At 49.7% G+C, this 19,846-nt stretch carries 19 protein-coding genes and 1 tRNA gene; 13 read left to right on the forward strand and 7 right to left on the reverse strand.

Annotated elements, in window-relative coordinates:
• Positions 1-65: 65 nt before the first annotated feature.
• Both AC6I8E_RS06580 and agp read left to right on the forward strand, forming a co-directional pair.
• Positions 66-153 (forward strand) — tRNA-Ser (locus AC6I8E_RS06580).
• Between the two features lie 271 nt (positions 154-424).
• Positions 425-2,143, forward strand: coding sequence for a bifunctional glucose-1-phosphatase/inositol phosphatase (gene agp, locus AC6I8E_RS06585; protein WP_179291176.1), 1,719 nt, complete (start codon positions 425-427; stop codon positions 2,141-2,143).
• Between the two features lie 65 nt (positions 2,144-2,208).
• Here the strand turns inward: agp and AC6I8E_RS06590 are convergent, their stop codons facing one another.
• The 3 genes from AC6I8E_RS06590 to wrbA are packed head-to-tail and all read right to left on the reverse strand — an operon-like array spanning position 2,209 to position 4,506.
• Complete coding sequence (locus AC6I8E_RS06590; protein ID WP_147788427.1) at positions 2,209-3,582, reverse strand: NAD-dependent succinate-semialdehyde dehydrogenase; 1,374 nt, start codon at positions 3,580-3,582, stop codon at positions 2,209-2,211.
• Between the two features lie 52 nt (positions 3,583-3,634).
• Complete coding sequence (locus AC6I8E_RS06595; RefSeq protein ID WP_003850006.1) at positions 3,635-3,865, reverse strand: YccJ family protein; 231 nt, start codon at positions 3,863-3,865, stop codon at positions 3,635-3,637.
• Positions 3,866-3,885: 20 nt separating this feature from the next.
• Positions 3,886-4,506: an NAD(P)H:quinone oxidoreductase gene (wrbA, locus tag AC6I8E_RS06600; RefSeq protein ID WP_497824561.1), complete on the reverse strand. Its 621-nt coding sequence runs from the start codon at positions 4,504-4,506 to the stop codon at positions 3,886-3,888.
• A gap of 43 nt (positions 4,507-4,549) precedes the next feature.
• On the opposite strand from wrbA, the gene AC6I8E_RS06605 reads away from it, so the two are divergent.
• The 6 genes from AC6I8E_RS06605 to AC6I8E_RS06630 all read left to right on the forward strand — a co-directional run bounded on the left by AC6I8E_RS06605 (position 4,550) and on the right by AC6I8E_RS06630 (position 10,416).
• Entirely contained in the window at positions 4,550-6,250 is a 1,701-nt protein-coding gene (locus AC6I8E_RS06605; protein ID WP_497824562.1) for a recombinase family protein, read from the forward strand.
• 257 nt (positions 6,251-6,507) lie between these two features.
• Positions 6,508-7,185 (forward strand): hypothetical protein, encoded by a 678-nt coding sequence (locus tag AC6I8E_RS06610; protein WP_497824563.1) that lies wholly within the window; start codon positions 6,508-6,510, stop codon positions 7,183-7,185.
• 660 nt (positions 7,186-7,845) lie between these two features.
• Complete coding sequence (locus AC6I8E_RS06615) at positions 7,846-8,715, forward strand: hypothetical protein (protein WP_497824564.1); 870 nt, start codon at positions 7,846-7,848, stop codon at positions 8,713-8,715.
• Positions 8,716-8,764: 49 nt separating this feature from the next.
• On the forward strand, positions 8,765-9,064 hold the full coding sequence (locus AC6I8E_RS06620; protein ID WP_497824565.1) for a helix-turn-helix domain-containing protein: 300 nt from the start codon (positions 8,765-8,767) through the stop codon (positions 9,062-9,064).
• A 244-nt stretch (positions 9,065-9,308) separates the two neighbouring features.
• Positions 9,309-9,662, forward strand: coding sequence for a hypothetical protein (locus AC6I8E_RS06625; protein ID WP_497824566.1), 354 nt, complete (start codon positions 9,309-9,311; stop codon positions 9,660-9,662).
• Positions 9,663-9,801: 139 nt separating this feature from the next.
• Positions 9,802-10,416: a recombinase family protein gene (locus tag AC6I8E_RS06630; RefSeq protein ID WP_497824567.1), complete on the forward strand. Its 615-nt coding sequence runs from the start codon at positions 9,802-9,804 to the stop codon at positions 10,414-10,416.
• 473 nt (positions 10,417-10,889) lie between these two features.
• On the opposite strand, the gene AC6I8E_RS06635 is transcribed toward AC6I8E_RS06630, so the two are convergent.
• Complete coding sequence (locus tag AC6I8E_RS06635; RefSeq protein ID WP_497824568.1) at positions 10,890-11,210, reverse strand: hypothetical protein; 321 nt, start codon at positions 11,208-11,210, stop codon at positions 10,890-10,892.
• 597 nt (positions 11,211-11,807) lie between these two features.
• Here AC6I8E_RS06635 and AC6I8E_RS06640 point away from each other — a divergent pair.
• The 3 genes from AC6I8E_RS06640 to AC6I8E_RS06650 all read left to right on the forward strand — a co-directional run bounded on the left by AC6I8E_RS06640 (position 11,808) and on the right by AC6I8E_RS06650 (position 15,252).
• Complete coding sequence (locus tag AC6I8E_RS06640; protein WP_497824569.1) at positions 11,808-12,098, forward strand: hypothetical protein; 291 nt, start codon at positions 11,808-11,810, stop codon at positions 12,096-12,098.
• Positions 12,098-12,937 (forward strand): hypothetical protein, encoded by an 840-nt coding sequence (locus AC6I8E_RS06645; protein WP_497824570.1) that lies wholly within the window; start codon positions 12,098-12,100, stop codon positions 12,935-12,937. The genes AC6I8E_RS06640 and AC6I8E_RS06645 overlap by 1 nt, the downstream gene beginning before the upstream one ends.
• Positions 12,938-13,008: 71 nt before the next feature.
• Positions 13,009-15,252 (forward strand): tape measure protein, encoded by a 2,244-nt coding sequence (locus AC6I8E_RS06650; protein ID WP_497824571.1) that lies wholly within the window; start codon positions 13,009-13,011, stop codon positions 15,250-15,252.
• A gap of 43 nt (positions 15,253-15,295) precedes the next feature.
• Here AC6I8E_RS06650 and AC6I8E_RS06655 read toward each other — a convergent pair whose 3' ends face one another.
• Positions 15,296-16,213 carry an abortive infection family protein gene (locus AC6I8E_RS06655; protein WP_497824572.1) on the reverse strand — a complete coding sequence of 306 codons (918 nt, stop codon included), beginning with the start codon at positions 16,211-16,213 and terminating at the stop codon, positions 15,296-15,298.
• A gap of 558 nt (positions 16,214-16,771) precedes the next feature.
• Here AC6I8E_RS06655 and AC6I8E_RS06660 point away from each other — a divergent pair.
• Both AC6I8E_RS06660 and AC6I8E_RS06665 read left to right on the forward strand, forming a co-directional pair.
• Positions 16,772-16,945, forward strand: coding sequence for a con-10 family general stress protein (locus AC6I8E_RS06660; protein WP_013357370.1), 174 nt, complete (start codon positions 16,772-16,774; stop codon positions 16,943-16,945).
• A 96-nt stretch (positions 16,946-17,041) separates the two neighbouring features.
• A complete protein-coding gene (locus AC6I8E_RS06665) occupies positions 17,042-17,956 on the forward strand; it encodes a DMT family transporter (protein ID WP_497824573.1) in 915 nt (304 codons plus the stop codon).
• Here the strand turns inward: AC6I8E_RS06665 and rutG are convergent, their stop codons facing one another.
• Entirely contained in the window at positions 17,957-19,282 is a 1,326-nt protein-coding gene (gene rutG, locus AC6I8E_RS06670) for a pyrimidine utilization transport protein G (protein ID WP_013357372.1), read from the reverse strand. It abuts the gene before it with no gap.
• Positions 19,283-19,331: 49 nt separating this feature from the next.
• Entirely contained in the window at positions 19,332-19,844 is a 513-nt protein-coding gene (gene rutF / locus AC6I8E_RS06675; protein WP_033782556.1) for an NADH-dependent FMN reductase RutF, read from the reverse strand.
• Between the last annotated feature and the right edge of the window lie 2 nt (positions 19,845-19,846).

Here is a 19,846-nt window from a genome sequence, read left to right on the forward strand (position 1 = left end):
TTATCTGCCACGGGCAATAAAGCGGTAAAATCAGTAAGTTTACCGAAGCAGTACCGTTTCAAAACGGAGGGGTGGCCGAGCGGCTTAAGGCAGCGGTCTTGAAAACCGCCGATGGGAAACCATCCGAGAGTTCGAATCTCTCCTCCTCCGCCACATTTTACAGGCCAGCACATAGTGCTGGCCTGTTTCGTTTCTGCCATTCCGGTTTTTTCCTCCAGTCTGAAAAAAGCACGCCTCTTCCGATGACGCGCGGCTGCGCATTCATCTGCCCGATGCATCTCTGCTATAGTCCACTCACTGTTTTTGCAAACATCTGGCGCTTTTCTGAGGCGAGCTGAGTTACACTGTTAAATACATCGCTCTGAGGCGAGCTAATCGGTTGATAGCCAGAGTGTTTCTTTACTGAATGAATGGAATAGGCACAATGATCAAGAAACTGAGTCTTTGCGCATTGTCAGTGCTCGCTGCATTGCCGGTCGGAACGGTAGCATTTGCTGCTGATGGCGATATGCAGCTGCAACAGGTGCTGATGTTAAGCCGTCACAATCTGCGTGCGCCGCTGGCCGATAATGGCAGCGTGCTGGAGCAGTCGACCAAAAAGAGCTGGCCGCAGTGGGATGTTCCCGGCGGACAGCTGACCACCAAAGGTGGCGTGCTGGAAGTCTACATGGGTAACTACACCCGTCAGTGGCTGGCACAGCAGGGCCTGGTGAAGAACGGCAGCTGCCCTGACAGCAATAACGTCTTTGTTTACGCGAACAGCCTGCAGCGCACTGTCGCTACCGCGCAGTTCTTCGTGAATGGTGCCTTCCCTGGCTGTGACGTTGCCGTCACGCATCAGGATGAAATGGGCGCCATGGATCCCGTATTCAATCCCGTCATCACCGATGACAGTGAAGCCTTCAATAAAAAAGCGCTGGCCGCCATGGCCGCCGCCAATGAGAAACTGTCACTGAAGCCCGCCTTCCAGCGGCTGGAAAAGATTGTCGACTACAAAGCTTCGCCTGCCTGTAACAATAAAAAGCAGTGCGACCTCAGCAGTGGTCAGAACACCTTCAGCGCTGAAAACGGTAAAGAGCCAACGGTCAGTGGCCCGCTGAAAGTGGGTAATTCGCTGATGGATGCCTTTACGCTGCAATATTACGAAGGTTTCCCGCTGGACCAGGTTGCCTGGGGCCAGATCAAAACGCCTGAACAGTGGAAAGAGCTGTCAGCGATTAAAAATGGTTATCAGGACACGCTGTTTACCAGTCCGGACGTTTCCCGTGAAGTGGCAGCACCGCTGGTGGATTACATCCGCAGTCAGTTAGTGGATCAGGACAAAGCCAACGCGCCGAAAATTACGCTGATGGTCGGCCATGACTCGAACATCGCCTCGCTGCTGAGTGCGTTACAGGTCAAGCCTTATGAGCTGCCTGACACCTATGAAAAAACGCCAATTGGCGGTCAGGTTGTTTTCGAACGCTGGCATGATGCGAAAAACGATAAAGACCTGCTCAAGGTGGAGTATGTTTATCAGACCGCCGATCAGCTGCGCAATGCGGATGTACTGAGCCTGAAGAACCCACCGAAGCGCGTGACGCTGCAGCTGGCGGGTTGTGAGGCCGATGCGAATGGCTATTGCAGCTGGGATCAGTTCTCTCAGGTGCTGAATGCGGCACTGCAGGGTACACCGATGCAGCCTGCTGCGGCACCACAACCGGCAGCTCAGGCTGACGATGACAGTGCGAAAGCCGCCGCGACGCAGGATGCTGCAGCCGATAAAGCTGAAGCGGACAAAGCGACCGCAGCCAAAGAGAAATCTGACGCAGATAAAGCTGCCGCTGAGAAGTCAGAGGCGGACAAAGCCGCAGCTGAAAAAGCGAAAGCGGACAAAGCCGCAGCCGATAAAGCTGCTGCAGAAAAAGCAAAAGCAGAAAAGGCAAAAGCGGATAAGGCTGCAGCTGATAAAGCCGCGGCTGAAAAGGCAAAAGCTGACAAAGCAGCAGCAGAAGAAAAAGCCGCCGCTGAGAAAGCAAAAGCCGACAATGCAGCAGAATCAGCCAGTGACAATAAAGCCACGACTGACAAAGCTGACGCCGCGAACGCGCCTGCAACGGCACACCATGACAATTCAACGTCAGCAGCTGTGGCCACACAGTAATTACGCTTTCCGGCCGATAATAAAAAACCCCGTCGCGACGGGGTTTTTTTATGGCTGCAGGACGATTAACCCGCCACGACCACCAGCTTCTGGTTAGCAAACTCTTTGATGCCAAGATCAGAAAGCTCACGGCCATAGCCTGAACGTTTCACACCACCAAATGGCAGCTCAGCAGAGGTATCGCTCTGGGAGTTGATAAACACCATGCCGGTTTCAATGGCAGATGCCAGTTTACGACCGCGTGCAATATCACGAGTCCAGACCGATCCACCCAGACCATAGTGCGAGTCGTTCGCCAGCGCCACAGCCGCCTGATCATCACCCACGACATAAACCTGCGCCACCGGGCCGAAGAACTCCTGATAATAGGCAGGATTATCCGGGGTAATGCCGGTCAGAATGGTGGGCTGATAGAAGCAACCTTCACCGTCAACGGCTTTACCGCCTGTCACCAGTTTTGCGCCATTAGCCACCGCTTCGTCTACCTGTTTCACCAGACGGTCGCGTGCGTCAGCGGAAGAGAGCGGGCCAAGCGTGGTTTTCTCATCCAGCGGATCGCCTAGCGTGGCGGCACTCAGCGCGGCACTGAACTGGCTGATAAAGCGATCGGCAATCTTCTCATGCAGAATAAAACGTTTTGCGGCGGTACAGACCTGGCCGCAGTTGCTGAGACGCGCCTGCACGCCCTGGCGGACGGCTTCGTCAAGATCGGCATCGTCCAGCACCACAAACACGTCATTGCCGCCCAGTTCCAGCGTCGATTTCTTCAGATGCTTACCGGCCTGCTCAGCCACAGCGCTGCCTGCGCGCTCGGAACCGGTCAGAGCAACACCCTGAACCCGGTCGTCAGCAATCAGATCGGCGACCTGATCGGTTGAGATGAACAGGTTAGTCCAGGCACCTTCAGGTGCACCCGCTTCACGCACCAGCTTTTCAAAGACATCGGCACAGTGCGGCACGATATTGGCATGTTTCGCCAGCACCGGGTTACCCAGCGCCAGGTTAGGGGCCAGCACGCGCATCAGCTGATAGTAAGGGAAGTTCCACGGCTCGACGGCGACTAACACGCCAATCGGATGATACTCAACCCAGGCTTCGCCCAGCTCGCTGGGATAGGACTGCGGCTGAAGAATACGTTCTGCATTCTCTGCGTAGTAGCGGGCAATCTGTGAACAGATTTTCACTTCGCTACGGCTCTGACCAATCAGTTTCCCCATCTCTTTACTGGCGATGGTGGCCAGTTCTTCCGCGCGGCTATCAATCAGGTCAGCCAGTTTTTTCAGTACCTGCAGACGTGGCTGGATCTCACCTTTGCTCCATGATGAGTGAAACAGGCGATCGGCAACGTCCAGAGCTTGGCTGACAGCGGCCTCATCATGCGACGGCCAGCTTTTCAGCAACTGGTTATTGGCGGGATTAATGCTTTGATAGGAAGACATAGCGTACTCCTTGGTGAGCTAAAAATGAGGGCGGGAAGGTCCCGCCCCTGAATCAGACGTTCTTACGTTCTACGGGCTTGTCATCCCAGGTCAGGAGATCTTTATCAGTTTTTTCAAAGGCACGAATCAGCACGTCATCGCTGCCTTGCTGACGCCAGATCTCTTCTGCCAGTCTCTCATCGTAATTCGCCACTTCGAAAATGGCCTCGGCAATTTCAGGGGAGGTATGACGCAGACTGGCCCATTCGCCAACGTGGTGTGCTTTCGATTGTTCAGTAGACATACTTTTCTCCTTTGTTTAAATCAGTCCTGCAGTTTCACTGTCAGTCCGGCAACATGTTCACCCTGGAAACGGGCAATATTCAGTTCCGCTTCTGTCGGCTGACGCGAACCATCGCCGCCCGCCAGTGTGGTCGCACCATAAGGCGTGCCACCGCGAACCTGAGAAATATCGAACAACTCTTTGGTGCCGTAGCCGATAGGCACAATTACCATGCCGTGATGCGCCAGCGTGGTCCAGACTGAGGTAATGGTCTGTTCCTGACCGCCGCCGGTGCCGGTTGAGGTAAAGACGCTGGCAACCTTGCCAAACAGCGCGCCTGACGCCCAGAGACCGCCGGTGCGGTCCCAGAATGTCCGCATCTGTCCGGACATGTTGCCAAAGCGGGTCGGGGTGCCGACGATAATCGCGTCATAATGCGGCAGTACCTCAGGCGTCGCTTCTGCTGCCTGCTGATTGGTTTTGCCGCCCACCTGTGCAAAGCGATCGGCCTCCATCGTTTCTGGTACCCGCAGGATATCCACTTCCGCGCCGGGAACCCGACGAGCGCCTTCTGCAACTGCGTTCGCCATCGTTTCAATATGTCCGTACATCGAGTAATAGAGCACCAGTATTCTTGTCTTAGCACGCTGCTCATCTTGCATGTTAGAATTCCTCAGCAAAAGAAACTAAAGGAAAGCGTAGCACATGAAATTGCTTGTCTCTTATGTCAGGTGGAGTACGAAAGCTCAGGACTCTGGTGACAGTCTGCGTCGGCAGAACGATATGATTGATGCGTTTTACCATAAGCACAGTGACCAGTATTTCATGTCACCAACACATCGCTACGTTGACAAAGGAAAGTCTGGATTCCACCAGAAACACAAGGCTGACGGGGGTGAGTTCAAGCGTATGCTTGATAATGTTCTATCTGAAAACATCCCTGCAGGCAGTCTCATTGTCATGGAAAATTTTGACCGTGCCTCGCGTGCTGACATAGATAGTGCGATTGATGATATTCGGCAGATTCTTAGAAAGGATGTCGAAATTCTGACCTTATCTGACAATGAAAGATATGATAAATCATCCCTTTCTGACCCAATAAGATTGATCAAACACATTTTGATTGCTGAGCGTGCTCACCAGGAATCAGTAGTCAAACAAGAGCGAACTATAGCTGTCTGGAAAGCGAAGACTGCTAAGGCAATCGAAACAGGCTTACCGATGGGGAGGCAAACACCCGGTTGGATTGAACTAAGCCCTGATAGACAATCATTCATTGTTATTGAGCCTAAAGCTGAGATCGTCAGGCTGATCTTCAAAATGCGCTTAGCTGGTCACAGCATGTTTGCTATCTGTAAGCATCTCAATGAAAACGGTATAGAGACCATCAATGATCGCAAGGCCCGTATATCAAAAACGTTTAAGCCAGGTGGCGGTGGTTGGTCTGCTGTATCTGTTAAATGCCTTTTAACTTCACGTAGCGTACTTGGTTATCTCCCTGCAAAGATCAGCACTGAAGATCGCAAGACAATCCTTCGCGATGAGATACCTGATTACTATCCACGCATAATCGACGATCAGACCTTCAATGCTGTTCAGACGCTTCTGGCACAGGGAGGAAAGGGGAGGCTGGCAACAGGTGATCACTGGCTGTATGTGAATATCTTCAGGACAATGCTCCGCTGTAAATGTGGTCTGACTATGTCGCCATCTGGCATCCGTAAACCTGTTTATCAGGGAACTTACCGCTGCAATGGTATGCATGAAGGACGCTGTGAATATGGTTCAGTGTCACGTAAAAAGCTGGATACAGAACTCTGTACCCGTCTCTTCAGCAAACTGTCACAGCTTTACGACAGCAACATTGACCAGAGCAAGATAATTGAAATCCAGCGTAAACTTCAGACGGTTGATAAAGAACTTCAGACGCTTACTGAGACGCTAATACAGCTACCGGCTATCACCCAGATACGAGATGCACTTGCTGAAAAGCAGAAGGAAAAGGAATCGCTCCAGGCTGAACTCAGGCGCGAAACGATGCGTATTCAGTCAGTATCTGACCTCGACCTTTCAAAACTTGATTTGGAGAGTTCAGAGGGTAGGACTGAAGCACATGTCATTATCAAGAAGATGGTGCGTGAAATTGTGATAGATGGTCGCGCGAAGCTGGTGGACATACGTCTTCACAATGGGAACGTAATCCGAGGGTTTTCTCTGGAAGGTGAACGAGACCTTACTCTGACCTTTGAGCAAGCTACTGACGACACACCTGACCATGATTTCATTGCAGTTATGGGGCAGGGATTACCTAAAGTGCTCCCGGCTGAAGAGTTTAGGAACGGAACCCAGACCGATCGCGGTGACTGGCCTGAAGTCGAACCAGACTATCCAAACACGCAGGAATGATAGCGATGGCCTTTTGAGGATGCGATAACGAAAGCAAAAAAGGAGGCTTTATAACTGCTATTGATTTTTACTTTTTCAACGCTATAGTGGACTTAGGCACCCGCCTAAGTTTTGGACAGCTTAAAAAAGGTAGCAGTACATCCAACACATTTAAACCTTCTCACACTGTCGGATCTGGCAAATGGTTGAGGGTAACAAAATGTCCAATACCAAACCTGAAATGATTGCCATGTGATCCGATTGACGGAGAGGTTCTAATGAAAGCAACAATCCAGGCTATCTGCTACAAGATTTCCCAACATCCTGAAATCAAAACATCACCAGTCAAACTCTCACAAATACGTGAAGTGGTCTCTGCCTTCCTTGCTTACAAAAGCTATGCTGCAATGCTTCAGGAAGAGAAAGATCATCAACAAGGCTATGTATTGTCAGATGCTGAGTTCATCATCTTGAACCCTGCTCAGGGCAGATACAGAGCTAAACAGTTCGAAATGTCAGACTCAGCTATTGACCTTTGTATCCTTGAACTGAAAGAGGGTTTACCAGTATCTGTCTGGCTCTCAATTGACGACTTTTACGATGACAATCAGGTAGATTTTCTCGAACGCATCCAGGACGATATCTTCTCATCAGATGACATTGTTAACAGCAATGCCGAATTTGAGGATTTACCGTATCTGAACCAGAAGATTACGGTGAGTGGCGATGTGTGGAAAGCTACACATGATTGGTCAATCGGAGATACCGGGACTTTACAGGGTGGATACAGCAGCGATGGAGACCGTCCCTTCAATGGTGACAGCTTTGATGTAACGGCTAAATTTGCTTTCGCTAAAGCAGGTCGAGCAGGATTGATCTTCTTAGAAGACGATAGCCACTGCAATCTCATTGCCAACGAAGACTGGTATGACCCCGAATTGTTCCTGACGCCTTAATATTCAATCGCGATCGTCATAAGCTCAGAGGGTGGCAGGGCAGACACTTTGTCACCTTCACCGATTCATACCCGTACTGCGGTACAGGCAACAAAATCAGCTTTAAATAAGTGTTGACAAAACCCCCACTATACCCATACGCGCCGCACAAATCTTGTGAAAAATTTGAGCCAATTTATCTATTTTTCCTTATTAATCAAACACATTAAAACGCAGTAGTAGTAAGTATCTTAATGATCTGTAAAGTTGAACTGTCAAATGGTGGAGCAATCTGGATTGCGACCAGAGCAACGGCACAGCGAAGCAAGTTGCTATATTAACATTACCCTCAAGATAAAATGATCAGAACCCTATCACAGTTGATGGCTCCCTTATGGGATACGCCATAGCTCACGCATAAATAACAGTGTGATAAGCCCTTAACACAGGAGCAATCATTAGTAAAGTATTAATTGACAACCCTTGTAATAATTGTTATGATGTGTGTATCAGTTAGGCATAAAGCCAACTAAAAGAAAATCAACTCGAAAATTAAACAAGCCTGCCTATCCCGTTCGATAGTCGTTCAATTCAAGCAGTTCTACGCCCTGTAGACATCTAACTCAAAATCAACTTAATCCCGCTTTATGCCTCATTCTTAACAGATTTTGAGGCTACCAGATGAACGACCGCGAATTTAAACTGTGGATGAACCGCACTCCTGAAGAAAAGAAACGTGAATCACGTATGAGTAAGCGTGACATCAATCTTCGATACGATTTGCCAGCAGACTACAAAGCACCTACTGATAAAGATGTTGCTCGTGCTGTTAAAGCAGTTTCACCTACTCCTAAGAACAATCAAACCAATGTGAAAGGGTCTGGACTCGTTCGTCGTCAGGGGCGGGTTATCGTCAACCCTTGCACTGTCTATTTTAAGCTGTGGGCAAGTTATGGTGATATGCCTTCAAGGTCTGAAGACATATTTACCGGCTGCTGTAAACAGTCTGACAGTGCAACAGATAATACAAAGGTTAACCCTCGCACGGTGTTTGCTGTGCTACGTTCAATCCCATTCATCACCACTGAATCTGTCCTGGAATTTCTGAACCGTAAACGTGACGTTCTGCAAGATGCAGGCGGTGCCAATGAGCGATATGCACAGTACATCTGTTCAATCTGCGAACGTGTGATCCGTGTATTCCAGCATCATAAACTGTTTGTTGAACATGTACGGGTAAGTGCTGGTTCACGTGTGATGGTATGGGAAGACCTGCCAACAGAAGAAGATTTTCAGCTTTGCACACTGCCAGAGTTCGAACCCTACGAGCAGGATTACGTTAACAACACGATGTCAGATGCAATTACGAACACCAGAGGCAAGCGAAGCTATCTGTCTCGGCATGATTTCAACATGGCACATATCAAAAATGACTTTGTGTCAGGCTGGTGCGTTTATCGTGGTGTAACCCGTCTTCCCTGTGGAGTACACACGCTGTCACGTCTGGTTAAGTGCAACCAACCATTAAAACAACTTTTAAACACCATTTAAGTGATCCTCGTGGGCTAAATGTCCACGTGTTTCCACAAGGTATCTGTAAATGAAACAATTCACATTCGCCCCTACACCTGAGGTTAAACACTTTCTGACCCTTGTTTCTGAGGGTAAATCACCAACAGAAGCTGCTAAGCAGGCTGGCCTGAACCCACACGAATCAATTCTGATCCGTAAACTGGCTGGACTACCAGTCGCAACACATCAGCAGAACATTCCTGAACAGGTTGTTAATCTGCGCTCTCAGAAACTCACCCATAAGCAGATCGCTGAACAGCTCGGTATCTCTCAGAGCTACGTTAACCTCTGCTTAGTACGTCATCGCAAACACTCATCCGGTAACTAACCATGCAATCGTTCATCATCCATTTTCTCTACGATATCGTTCCAACAAGCGTCCTGACCGTATTCCTTCTCAAACTTGTCGATGACCTAACCAGCGACTGAACACACACTTTAAGATGAATTCCAATATAAATTATTGATCTGTAATAACTTACCTGAGCATTCTCTGATGGGTATCTGCTCAGTGTCTATCGTTATTGCCTCCCAGATCCCCATTCTCAAAAAACCAAAAGGTAACCCTATGAATGACTACCACAACCAATACAACCAACGCTGATACTGTGACCGAGCAGGCTCAATCAGCCTCTTACAGCTTCCTTGAAGCAATCCTTCACAAAGACGCTGTAACCCTCCGTAGATACGGTGTTGATGACAAGACCACCAACGCAATTGACCTAAAGACACAGATTGATGTCGCACAGAAGCTGTTAGCCAGTGACAACAACCAGCGTCGTTCTATGTCAAAGCGTGTACTGGCTGCTCAGGCTGGCCTCCCAAGCAAAGCAGAAGTTACAACATCCATTGTGACCCAATCTAAAACGCCAGCATCAACCCCGACTTTTCAGCGTTTCTCTGTTGCGCCTAAAGCAGTCGCTTAATCGTTCACATAGGGTATACCTGAGTTGAAAACAGGTTTCGTGAATAATGTTGTTCACATAGGGTTATTTTTATTTACTCTACATAGTTAATTCACGTAGAATAAGAGCATTGAAACCCATTGTGAACAACAGGCCAACCATGAAGACAACTGCTCATATATACCTGCGTGCATCAACCTCTGACCAAGATGCAACACGCGCTCTCCAGACTGTTAATCAGTTCGCTGAAGACCACCAGCTAAAGGACGTGATTCACTACGTTGAAAACTTCTCTGGTGCAAAGCTGGAACGTCCAGAACTTTCCAGACTGCTCAACAGTGCTAAGAAGGGCGATCTGATTCTGGTTGAAAGCATCGACAGGTTGACTCGCTTACCAGCAGCACAGTACGAAGAACTGAAAGCAATCATTGCTCAACGTGGTTTACGTGTTGTCGTGGTTGACCTGCCAACATCGCACGGTGCATTGAAAGCATCAGCAGATGACAGGATCATTCAGTTGATAAACGGCCTGATGATGGACATTGCTGCTCACTATGCCCATGAGGACTACACCAAACGCCGTCAGCGTCAGTCACAAGGTATTGCGAAAGCGAAAGAAGAGGGTAAGTATCAGGGACGCCCAGCAGACACAGCGTTACGTGACAAGATTGCCCGTTACCTGGTTAAAGGTGGCTACACATACGCAGAGATAGCCAAACTGTGTGAATGCTCTGTAGGGATGGTGGCAAAGGTGAAGAAGCTCACGAGTAAGTAATCTTATAGATAGCTATCTATGGTTGGATCGAGTGGTTATGTGATCAGATTTGACCAGAACCCTTCTCAGAAGCTCTCACAGCACCTTTGAGCAGTCATATTTTCAGCTTTTGCGAAAGGAACCTAATGCTCAGCTTTGAGCCTCTAAGTGCCTCAATTTAGACTTCACAGATATTTCCCCAGACACTCCCCATACCCCGTATCAAAAACACCCTCCCTTAATTTTAAAAAAATCTAAAAAGGCCTCCCAGCAATGTCCAGCAAAGTCTCCAGATCAGAAATCCTCTATAACAAGCGTCTATCAGATGAAGACAGACAGCGCGAGATACTAAGACAGCGTGCATATCAGGATGTAAAAGCAACTGCTGACTACTTCCGCACACAACCAGTCGAGCCAGGTTATTTCTACCAGAACTCAGATGGTGACAGGGTAGGTATCAGCAGCCTGCCAATATCACTTTACTAAAGAGCTAATCAGCCTCTGTTTTTAACAACACAGCCCCAAGTAGCAAAATCTTGTATAGCATCTGTCACTTTGTCAGACATTGATGGCATTTGCTCACCCATCTTTTGCCCCATCAGGTAACCGTAGTCGGAACATTTGTTCAGATCACCAATAGGTGCGTTTTCCGCAATAATACCCTTCAACTCATTTATCTGGTCACGTGTCATGCCTATCTCTTGCGCCATTACACGCGCAGCCTTTTCTTGCAATTCTGCTGGCCCTTCGCCAAAAGCATGTGCAGCACCTGTGAACAAAATTGCTGATGCCAAAATAACTGTGATTTTTCTCACTGCTGTTTCCTTTTTTGTAGGTTTCCACAGTTTTTGATATCGGCATTTTGCCACGATACATTAGCCATTTTTACGGGTGGCTGTGTTATTAAAATGTTGACAATTTGTTGCAATAATGTTAACATTTAAGAGTGGTCAGTAGTTCTTCAAGTCACTTCCTGATGCTTCACCTATAGCGCGGTGTCTTCACCGCCTATCTCAAAACACTCCCAGCCAGATTCGCAAAGATGTCTTATCGGTCATCTCAACTAAATCCTGTCAGCTCCCGCTTCTCCAGCGGTATCGAGCACAGGTGCAAAACTGTTTTCCCGTACCTTTGCGGGGATGCGGCGACAAGCAGCTTTGCAAATCTGACTCAATCATCGTTAGCCTGATCATCGGGTTAGCGATAATTTTTTATCCAACTCTAAAAGGTATCCCCGCAATGACCCTTACGATCCTCACAACTATTCTCGTCGTGTTTCTATGCCGCGCTGATTCCATGTGGAGACAACGCAATGCTTGAAGTAAACGAACTCCTTAAGCTGATGGAATCACGGCAAGAGTCCACCAGCTTGAACAGCGTGCTGATCAAATCCGAAAAGAGGTGGGCGCTGAATGGATGACATCATCAAATGGCGTGACCAAGAAGATCTCAGCCGTGGATTCGAGATCAATCTCGACACTGTCTCAGCAGGTCAGCTCTTCAAATGCGTCTATGCCGAACCTCATTTACTCGTGAACGCTTTCAGTGATGCTTTCCTCTTAATGCGCTTTTCCCCGGAAGAAGCTGAAGAACACGCCAATGAACTCTACGCAACAACACGTGACCAGATGGATCAGTTTATTGACCGTCTCCGCTCAAAACCTTATGTACAAAATCCCTGCAACCACGGACAAACACACTAATGAATCTTGCACCCATCAACTTCAATAACCCGACTGACTTCGATGATCCAAACAGCTTGGAAAGACGCGAAGCCCATGTAAAAGCTCTTGCTACTCTCGCAGCCAGTGAACGTGAGACAGACCCCGCTGACACTGTGACCTACCGAACTGATTGGGACGCAGAAACAGGGCGTATCAAGCAAGTCCCGATCAACCAGTTGGACACAGACTCTGATCGTGCTGACAGATTCCAGGCTGAAGCAGAATTGTTTAACACCATGCAACGCGAGAAACAGCAGCAGGACGCTGAAGACCACCAGCAAAGTTTTGACCAACTTTTCCCTTCTGAGCAGCGTTTAAGGGTTGAGGAATACTTTACGCCAATCATCAAAAAGCTGACGGCAGACCATATCGCAGCTTGCGAGGCAGTCTCTGATTTCGAGACTGATGAACTGCGTTACCGTGCACAGATTCAATCTAAATGGGCCTACGAACTGAGGCATCCTGATATCAAAACCATGTTCGCCGCAGGGGAGTATCATTTCAATACAATGCTGAAAGATGGCCTCTACAACATCGAAGGTTATCGCCTGGCAGAGCGTCGATCTAATGGTGGCTTGTCATCAACGCTTGTCTTTTTGCCTCATGGTGTGGTCAACGTTATGGCGTATGCTGATTCAGAAGAGGCGAAAGCTGTTTCGCAGGTTGAGTACGACCGCGATTTACAGCGACTTATTCAGAAACGTAAAAATGCTGCGGTGGCTCTGACTCAAGCGAAACAAAAAGCACGTGATGCACTGGCTGCTATCCCAACTTTCGAAGACCTCATTTCAGAAGTTGTGAAACGTGCGAAGAAATAACCCCCATACAATTAAGACCCCTCCTTAAGCTCTGGTTATGCCAGGGCTTTTCTTTTATCTAAGGTAAAGCAATGGCTAATCAGGTAGTTGACGAATTTATTATTGCACTTGGCTTTTCAGAGAAGGTGTTGGCTGGCCTGAATAAACTCGAAAAGCAGATCCTCCCAATCGCTACGAGAATGGAGAAGAGACTGGACAAAGTCTTCTCAAAAGACCGCAGCAAACTCATGAACCCGACTTTTAAGGCTATCGAGAAACGAGCGCAGACAGCATCACGTAACATCAACCGTTCTCTGACAGACGCCTTTCGCGTTGGTAATGCTGGTAATGGACTGTTCCGTTCTTATGAGCAAGAGGGCAGAGCAGCATCAAGAAGCGTTGCCCGTATGATGCAGGCTGCATATCGGACACAGCCTCGTGTGACCGTTCCACCTGTAACAACAGCGCCCAGAAACAGACCACCAGCTAACGTGCGAGGCCGTATTAATACAGTCGCTGAACGTGCACGCACCAGCTCACTGTATGGACGCTTACAGCTACGTGATGATGGGTTAGCCGAACGCTATAACTCACGTTTACAGCTTCTCCAGATGCAGCATACAGCGTCTGATAACCTACGCGGATTCCAGTCAAATCTTCGTCGCTTGAACTATGAGTTTTCCCAGCAGCTTCGAGTAGCTTCACAGGCTCGTGCTTCACAGCGCCTTGCTGCAATGGAATCAAGCAACCTCGGATCAGCGTTTGGCGGTATCTCATCAGCAGCAATCCCCCTCGTTGGTGCTCTGATGTCTGTACAGAAAGCTGTTCAGTTCTTCCAAGACAGCATTGAAGAGGGGGCTAAGCGTCAGCAGGCTGCAACCATGGCTCAGGTCGCGTATGGCAGTAAGCAGGAAGCTCTACGCATAACCATTAAAGCTGATGAAGTCGCTAACCAGTATGGCCTTGATACTGTGACAGTACGTCAGCAAATGGCTCAGATGCGCATGACCATGCCTAAAGCATTCGATAACGACAAACTCGCTAAGTTCTTCGGTGATGAATCAGTATTCGCCCATACAACAGGCATGAACAACGACGCTGTTTACCGTTTGAACTATGCTATGCAACAGATCGCGGCTTCTCCAAAATTAATGGGGCAAGACTGGTTACAGGTTGTCAACGCCTCTCCAGCGTTAGTCTCCAGACTGGCTGATACACTCGGTGTAAAAGATTCTGCTGATGTGAAAGCAAAGCTGAAAACCATGAAGGGATCAGATATCGCAGAACTGATGATGAAAGCGATGCAACCAACTTCCGAACAAGTGAAGATGGCCCAACACAATATCCTTGCTGCTCGTGGTCGCATGTACAACGCTGAACGCTATGCGATGGATAAAAATTTCCGTGGTTTCAGCTCACACCTTTCAACTCTGTATGACTCCCTTGCCAGCTCACTGAACAACTCTGGTGGACTGTTCGAGCGTGGAGGTCAGGCTATCGGCTGGTTTATTGACCGTTTGAGCGATATCACGAAGGCACTCGATAACATCGGGATGAACATTGACGGTTACCTGACCCTGTTCGAGGAGAAGTGGGACAAGTTCTACAGCACTCTGTCACCATCTACACAAAAAGCCCTTGATACTGTTAAAGACCAGTTCAACACCTTCTTTGACTGGCTCATTGTGACCGCTACGGCTGCACTTGGTCTCGGTGGTCTGAAACTTGGTGGACGTCTGCTCGGTGTGGGTCGTGCTGCTGGTGGCACTGCTGAGGCTGCTGCTGAAGGTGGTGCAACTTCTGTGATGGGTAGTACAGCGGGTAAAGCATTCGGGATCGCTGCCGCTGCATACATTGGCGTTGAACTCGGTAACCTCATCTTTGACAAGTGGGTTCCAGAGTTCCAGAAATTCGCTAACAAGGAATGGGGATGGGGCGGTGCATCTGGTACTGAGACCACACACGGAGGCAACACACTCAAAGACAGCCCTGTTGATTGGCTGTTCACCAAGATCGGTGACATGTGGGAGGGAATGGGTAAAGGCGGCCTGAAAGACCCTGCTCTGGCAGGTTATAACCCATACGCACAGCAAAATCAGGCTGCACTGTTAGCCCAGAAACCATTAGAGTTCGCGCCTCTACGCATTGAAGTAGTCTCGAACGGTCAGCTTAACGTTGCTCTCCCTGACGGTACGATCCAGCGTGTGGCTCTTGACACAATCAACCAGCAGCACGAATTGCAGATGATGTCTGCAACTGGCCTTGCTGGTGGCTGGCAGAGTCCTGGTCAGAATGCTGGCTGGAACCCTTCATCTTTAATCAGAAGGAACAACTAAAACATAGACCCTGTTCAGTGAAAGCTGTTCAGGGTTTTTTTAATCATAGTTTCTCGTCACACTTAGCAAGAAACAGTAGGGTGGATGCAGTAAGATGAAGTGCATAGCTTGCCAGATGCTCAGGCACATTAGTTACTTCGTGCCCCTGACCGTGACCACCTTCCTTGTTCCTGATAGTTGGTATACCACTTTCAAGAAGGCTTCTTAGCGACGAAAATTCATTCTGCATGTATTCAGGAATCAAACCGTTCACAAGGCAACCATTGATAAGTTTCTTAGCTGTATCATTCTGATTAAAATCCCATCCCCGATCTACATGGATAGATTTCATCAGACTTTCAAAGGATTTCAGACAATCGTTAAGGCATTCTTTGTAGTTTTGATGTCTATAATGTTCATGGGCTGACAGGAATTCATCATTAACGCCCTGATATTTAATATTATTACCGAGTATTTGAAGTGTGGGTTTTACTACTTCCGAATGTATAAACTGAGAATCTACTTTAACAATCTCACCCGATTCAAACTGGTAACCTAAACCTGTTTCCTTAAACCTGTTGTTGAGTTCATCGATTGCATCATCAGCAGTTTGGGCATTCCCTTGATATCTGTAATAGTCTTCACGTACGAGGTGATGAATATACTTGAAGCTTAACTCAATGAAATCTAAGCACCTTTCATGGTTCTTTTCATTTAGAAAGAATTCGAAAATAGCTTGTGAATTACTTTTGGCGCGTTCGTTAAGAGTAAACAATCCATATTCGCGGCATAATGTTTTATGAATTGCGTCATAAATGTCGCCTCCGGCATAACCCGGCCCGTAATCATCTCCAATAGTTTCTCTGACGATGTGTATCACTTGCACCCTTAGAACTTGAGGGATATCAGTGTATTGATAGACGTCAGGCACCTCGCCCCGAAGTCGTTTTTGTCTTTTAGAAAAGATATCAAAAATAGCCAATTGTCACTCCCTACAATACCTGGAAGAAAGCTTTTAAATTAAAAAAGCTAAAGGATTGTTAGCAGCATATACAAGCAAGTGTTGGTTTGACCAGAAAATTTTCAAGGCTATCGATGCAAAAAATGGCTTTGTATGTTTAATCGATAAATTATGAAGTAAATGTGAAAATGATAAAAATTTAAAAGTTTAAATCTAACCTTTTCAATGATTTAACTAATAATCGTTTAGATAAGTAAGGTGACCAGAATTTTGGCCATAAATCTCTCCAGGTGGTTTTGACGTCCAGAAAAAGTATAGAAGAGCTTTCGTTTTACGCAGGCGATACGGAAACGGAGGCGAACGAGTCGGGCAATAAATCCGCAGCTAATCGGTTGTAAGTCGGCAGAACGTTCGTTGTTTAATCAAATTTCTGGTGATTACTCTGTTGCTAAATGTGACTGTCGGGCGAGTAAAAGAAGAATCTGGCTATTATTTAAGCATGAGTTGAATTCTGGCTTCAGGCCGTCAGCTCTCTGCTATTTCATTCTTATTTATCGCACTACGCGACAGGAGCAAATCATGACAACACATCGTGGAGGTTCAGGAAATTTTGCTGAGAACCGTGAACGTGCCGCAGAAGCGGGACGTAAAGGGGGAAAAAACAGCGGCGGTAATTTCAAAAACGATCCGCAGCGCGCCGCGCGCGCCGGTGAGAAGGGCGGGCGCAGCAGTCCTAAAAAAGCGGACGCATAATCCCACTCTGCCGCCGGTTAAGGCCGGCGGTTAACGTCGTTGCTTTTCCCCCTCGCTCTCCCCACAATATCGTCCGGACACATCATCAGGTGAATTATGTCGGACACACCCCGCGGTTTAACCCTGCGCCTGACGCGGCAGGAGCTGGTATTACTTTTTATCACCATGATCTGGGGCGGCACCTTCCTGGTGGTGCATCGTGCGATGCAGCATTCCGGCCCGTTCTTTTTTGTCGGACTGCGTTTCGCCACCGCCGCGCTGCTGCTGGCACTGTTTTTCCGCCGTTATCTGGCCGGCATGACCTGGCTGGAAATAAAAGCGGGCACGCTGATCGGCCTGTCGATTGCCGGGGGTTATGGTCTTCAGACCTGGGGCATGCAGACTATCTCCAGCAGCCAGTCTGCGTTTCTTACTGCGCTTTATGTTCCGGTGGTGCCGCTGCTGCAGTGGCTGTTTTTACGCCGTCCTCCGGGATTGATGTCGTGGCTGGGGATTGTGCTGGCATTTACCGGCTTGTTGCTGGTGGCCGGACCGCAGGATGGCCGCATCAACCTGAATGCGGGTGAAATAGCCACGCTGCTCAGCACCCTGGCGATTGCCGCCGAGATCATCTTAATCAGCCGCTATGCCGGTCAGGTTGATGTACGCCGCGTGACGCTAATCCAGCTGGCGGTGGCGTCGCTGTGTGCCTTTGTGCTGATGATTCCCAATGGGGAAACGGTGCCTGTAATCTCAACGCCGCTGCTGCTCAGCGCGCTGGGGCTGGGCGCGGCCAGCGCACTGATTCAGGTCACCATGAACTGGGCGCAACGCAGCGTTTCGCCAACCCGCGCCACGGTAATCTATGCCGGAGAACCGGTCTGGGCGGGCATCGTGGGGCGTATTGCCGGTGAGCGCCTGCCTGCGCTGGCGTTGCTGGGTGGGGCGCTGATCGTCTGCGGCGTGATCATCAGTGAGCTGCGGCTGAAACGGAAAAAAGCGGTGCAGCCTGCTGCCACACCGCTGGAGTAATTAACCCTGCTGTCGCGCCAGCGGTTTGTCCTGCTGCGCGCTGCGACGGCGCAGAATGGCATTGAGGATAATCGCGCCAAAGGTGGCAGTACCGATCCCGCCCAGCGTGAAAGAGCCGATCTTCAGCGCGAAATCCCCTGCGCCGAGCACCAGCGTGGTGGCGACCATAATCAGATTACTGTTCTGACCTAAATCGACATGGTTCTGCACCCAGATGCGTGCGCCCGCCACCGCAATCAGCCCGAAGACCACAATGGATGCGCCGCCAATCACCGGAGCCGGAATGGTGTGGATCAGCGCACCAAACTTCGGTGAGAAACCGGCGAGGATGGCAATGATGGCTGCAGCGACAAACGCCAGCGTGGAGTAGACCTTAGTCACGGCCATCACCCCAATATTCTCGGCATAGGTGGTTACGCCACTGCCGCCCATCGAGCCGGAAAGCATCGTGGCCAGTCCATCGCCCACAAAGGCACGTCCCATGTAAGGATCGAGGTTACGGCCGGTCATGCCCGCCACGGCTTTCAGGTGTCCCAGATTTTCCGCCACCAGAATGATCGCCACCGGGGCGATCAGTACCATTGCCTGCAGATCAAAGGTCGGTGCGGTGGTGTGCGGCAGGCCAAACCAGGCTGCCTGTGACAGCAGGGTAAAATCGACCGGCTTGCCCAGTCCCAGAACATTGGTCAGCAGCGCATAGATCGCCCAGGCCAGAATCAGGCCGACCAGAATCAGCAGGCGCTGTACCATCCCGCGGGTAAACACGGCAACCAGACCGATACAGAGCACGGTCATCACCGCAACCCAGCTGTCGAAGGAAGAGGCGGAGACGCTATGAACCGCAATCGGTGCCAGATTCAGCCCGATCGCCATCACCACCGCACCGGTCACTACCGGCGGCATCAAATTTTCAATCCAGCGCGTGCCTGACTTCATGACCACCAGCCCAATCAGCGTGTAGAGCAGGCCGCAGGCGATCACGCCGCCCAGCGCCACGCTGAGGTTGGGATTCAGTCCCTGACCACTGAAGCCGGTCACCGCAATCACTACGCCAACAAAGGCGGCGCTCGACCCGAGATAGCTGGGCACGCGACCACCGGTGATAAAGAAGAACAGCAGGGTGCCAATACCCGAGACCAGAATCGCCAGATTGGGATCCAGCCCCATCAGCAGCGGCATCAGCACCGTTGCGCCAAACATCGCCACCGCATGCTGCAAACCCAGCACCAGCGTCTGCCCCAGCGGCAGTGTTTCATCCGGGGCGATAATGCCGTTTTCTGTCAGTGCCGACTTCTTTTGCCATTGCGGAAACCAGGATCGTGCCATCGTCTACTCCAGAGCGTGATGAATGCCGGTAAGTTTCAGGGAAGAGTGATCAGGCATCCTGCCGCAACAGGGGATGGTAGCCCCGGTCAAACCACATAAGGCCATGGGTATCATCATTTCGCACTATGCCCACGACTTCGCAGAACAGGGTGTCATGCGTACCGACGCTGACAGTCTGCGTAATGCGGCAGTCAAAGGAGGCAACCGCGCCGCTCAGTACCGGCGAGCCGGTGACGGCCGTCGACCACTCAGCGGCACTAAACCGCTCGGCCATCGTCGTTTTCCCGCCGAACAGAGTAGAGAGCGCTTCGTGTCCCGCCGCCAGCGTATTGACGCAAAGCTGCATGTTGTCGCGAAACACCGGATAAACTGAGGCAGAACGGTTAAGGCAGACCAGCAGCGTCGGCGGCGAATCGGTGACGCTGCACACCGCCGAGGCGGTAAAGCCTGCACGTCCGGCCGGACCTTCTGTGGTGATGATGTTGACCGCCGCACCCAGCCGCGACATCGCATGACGAAATTCAGTTTTCTCAACGGCTGGGGTAAGGGTTTCCAGGCTCATAG

Source organism: Pantoea sp. X-Soil-YNGN-785, assembly GCF_059730585.1.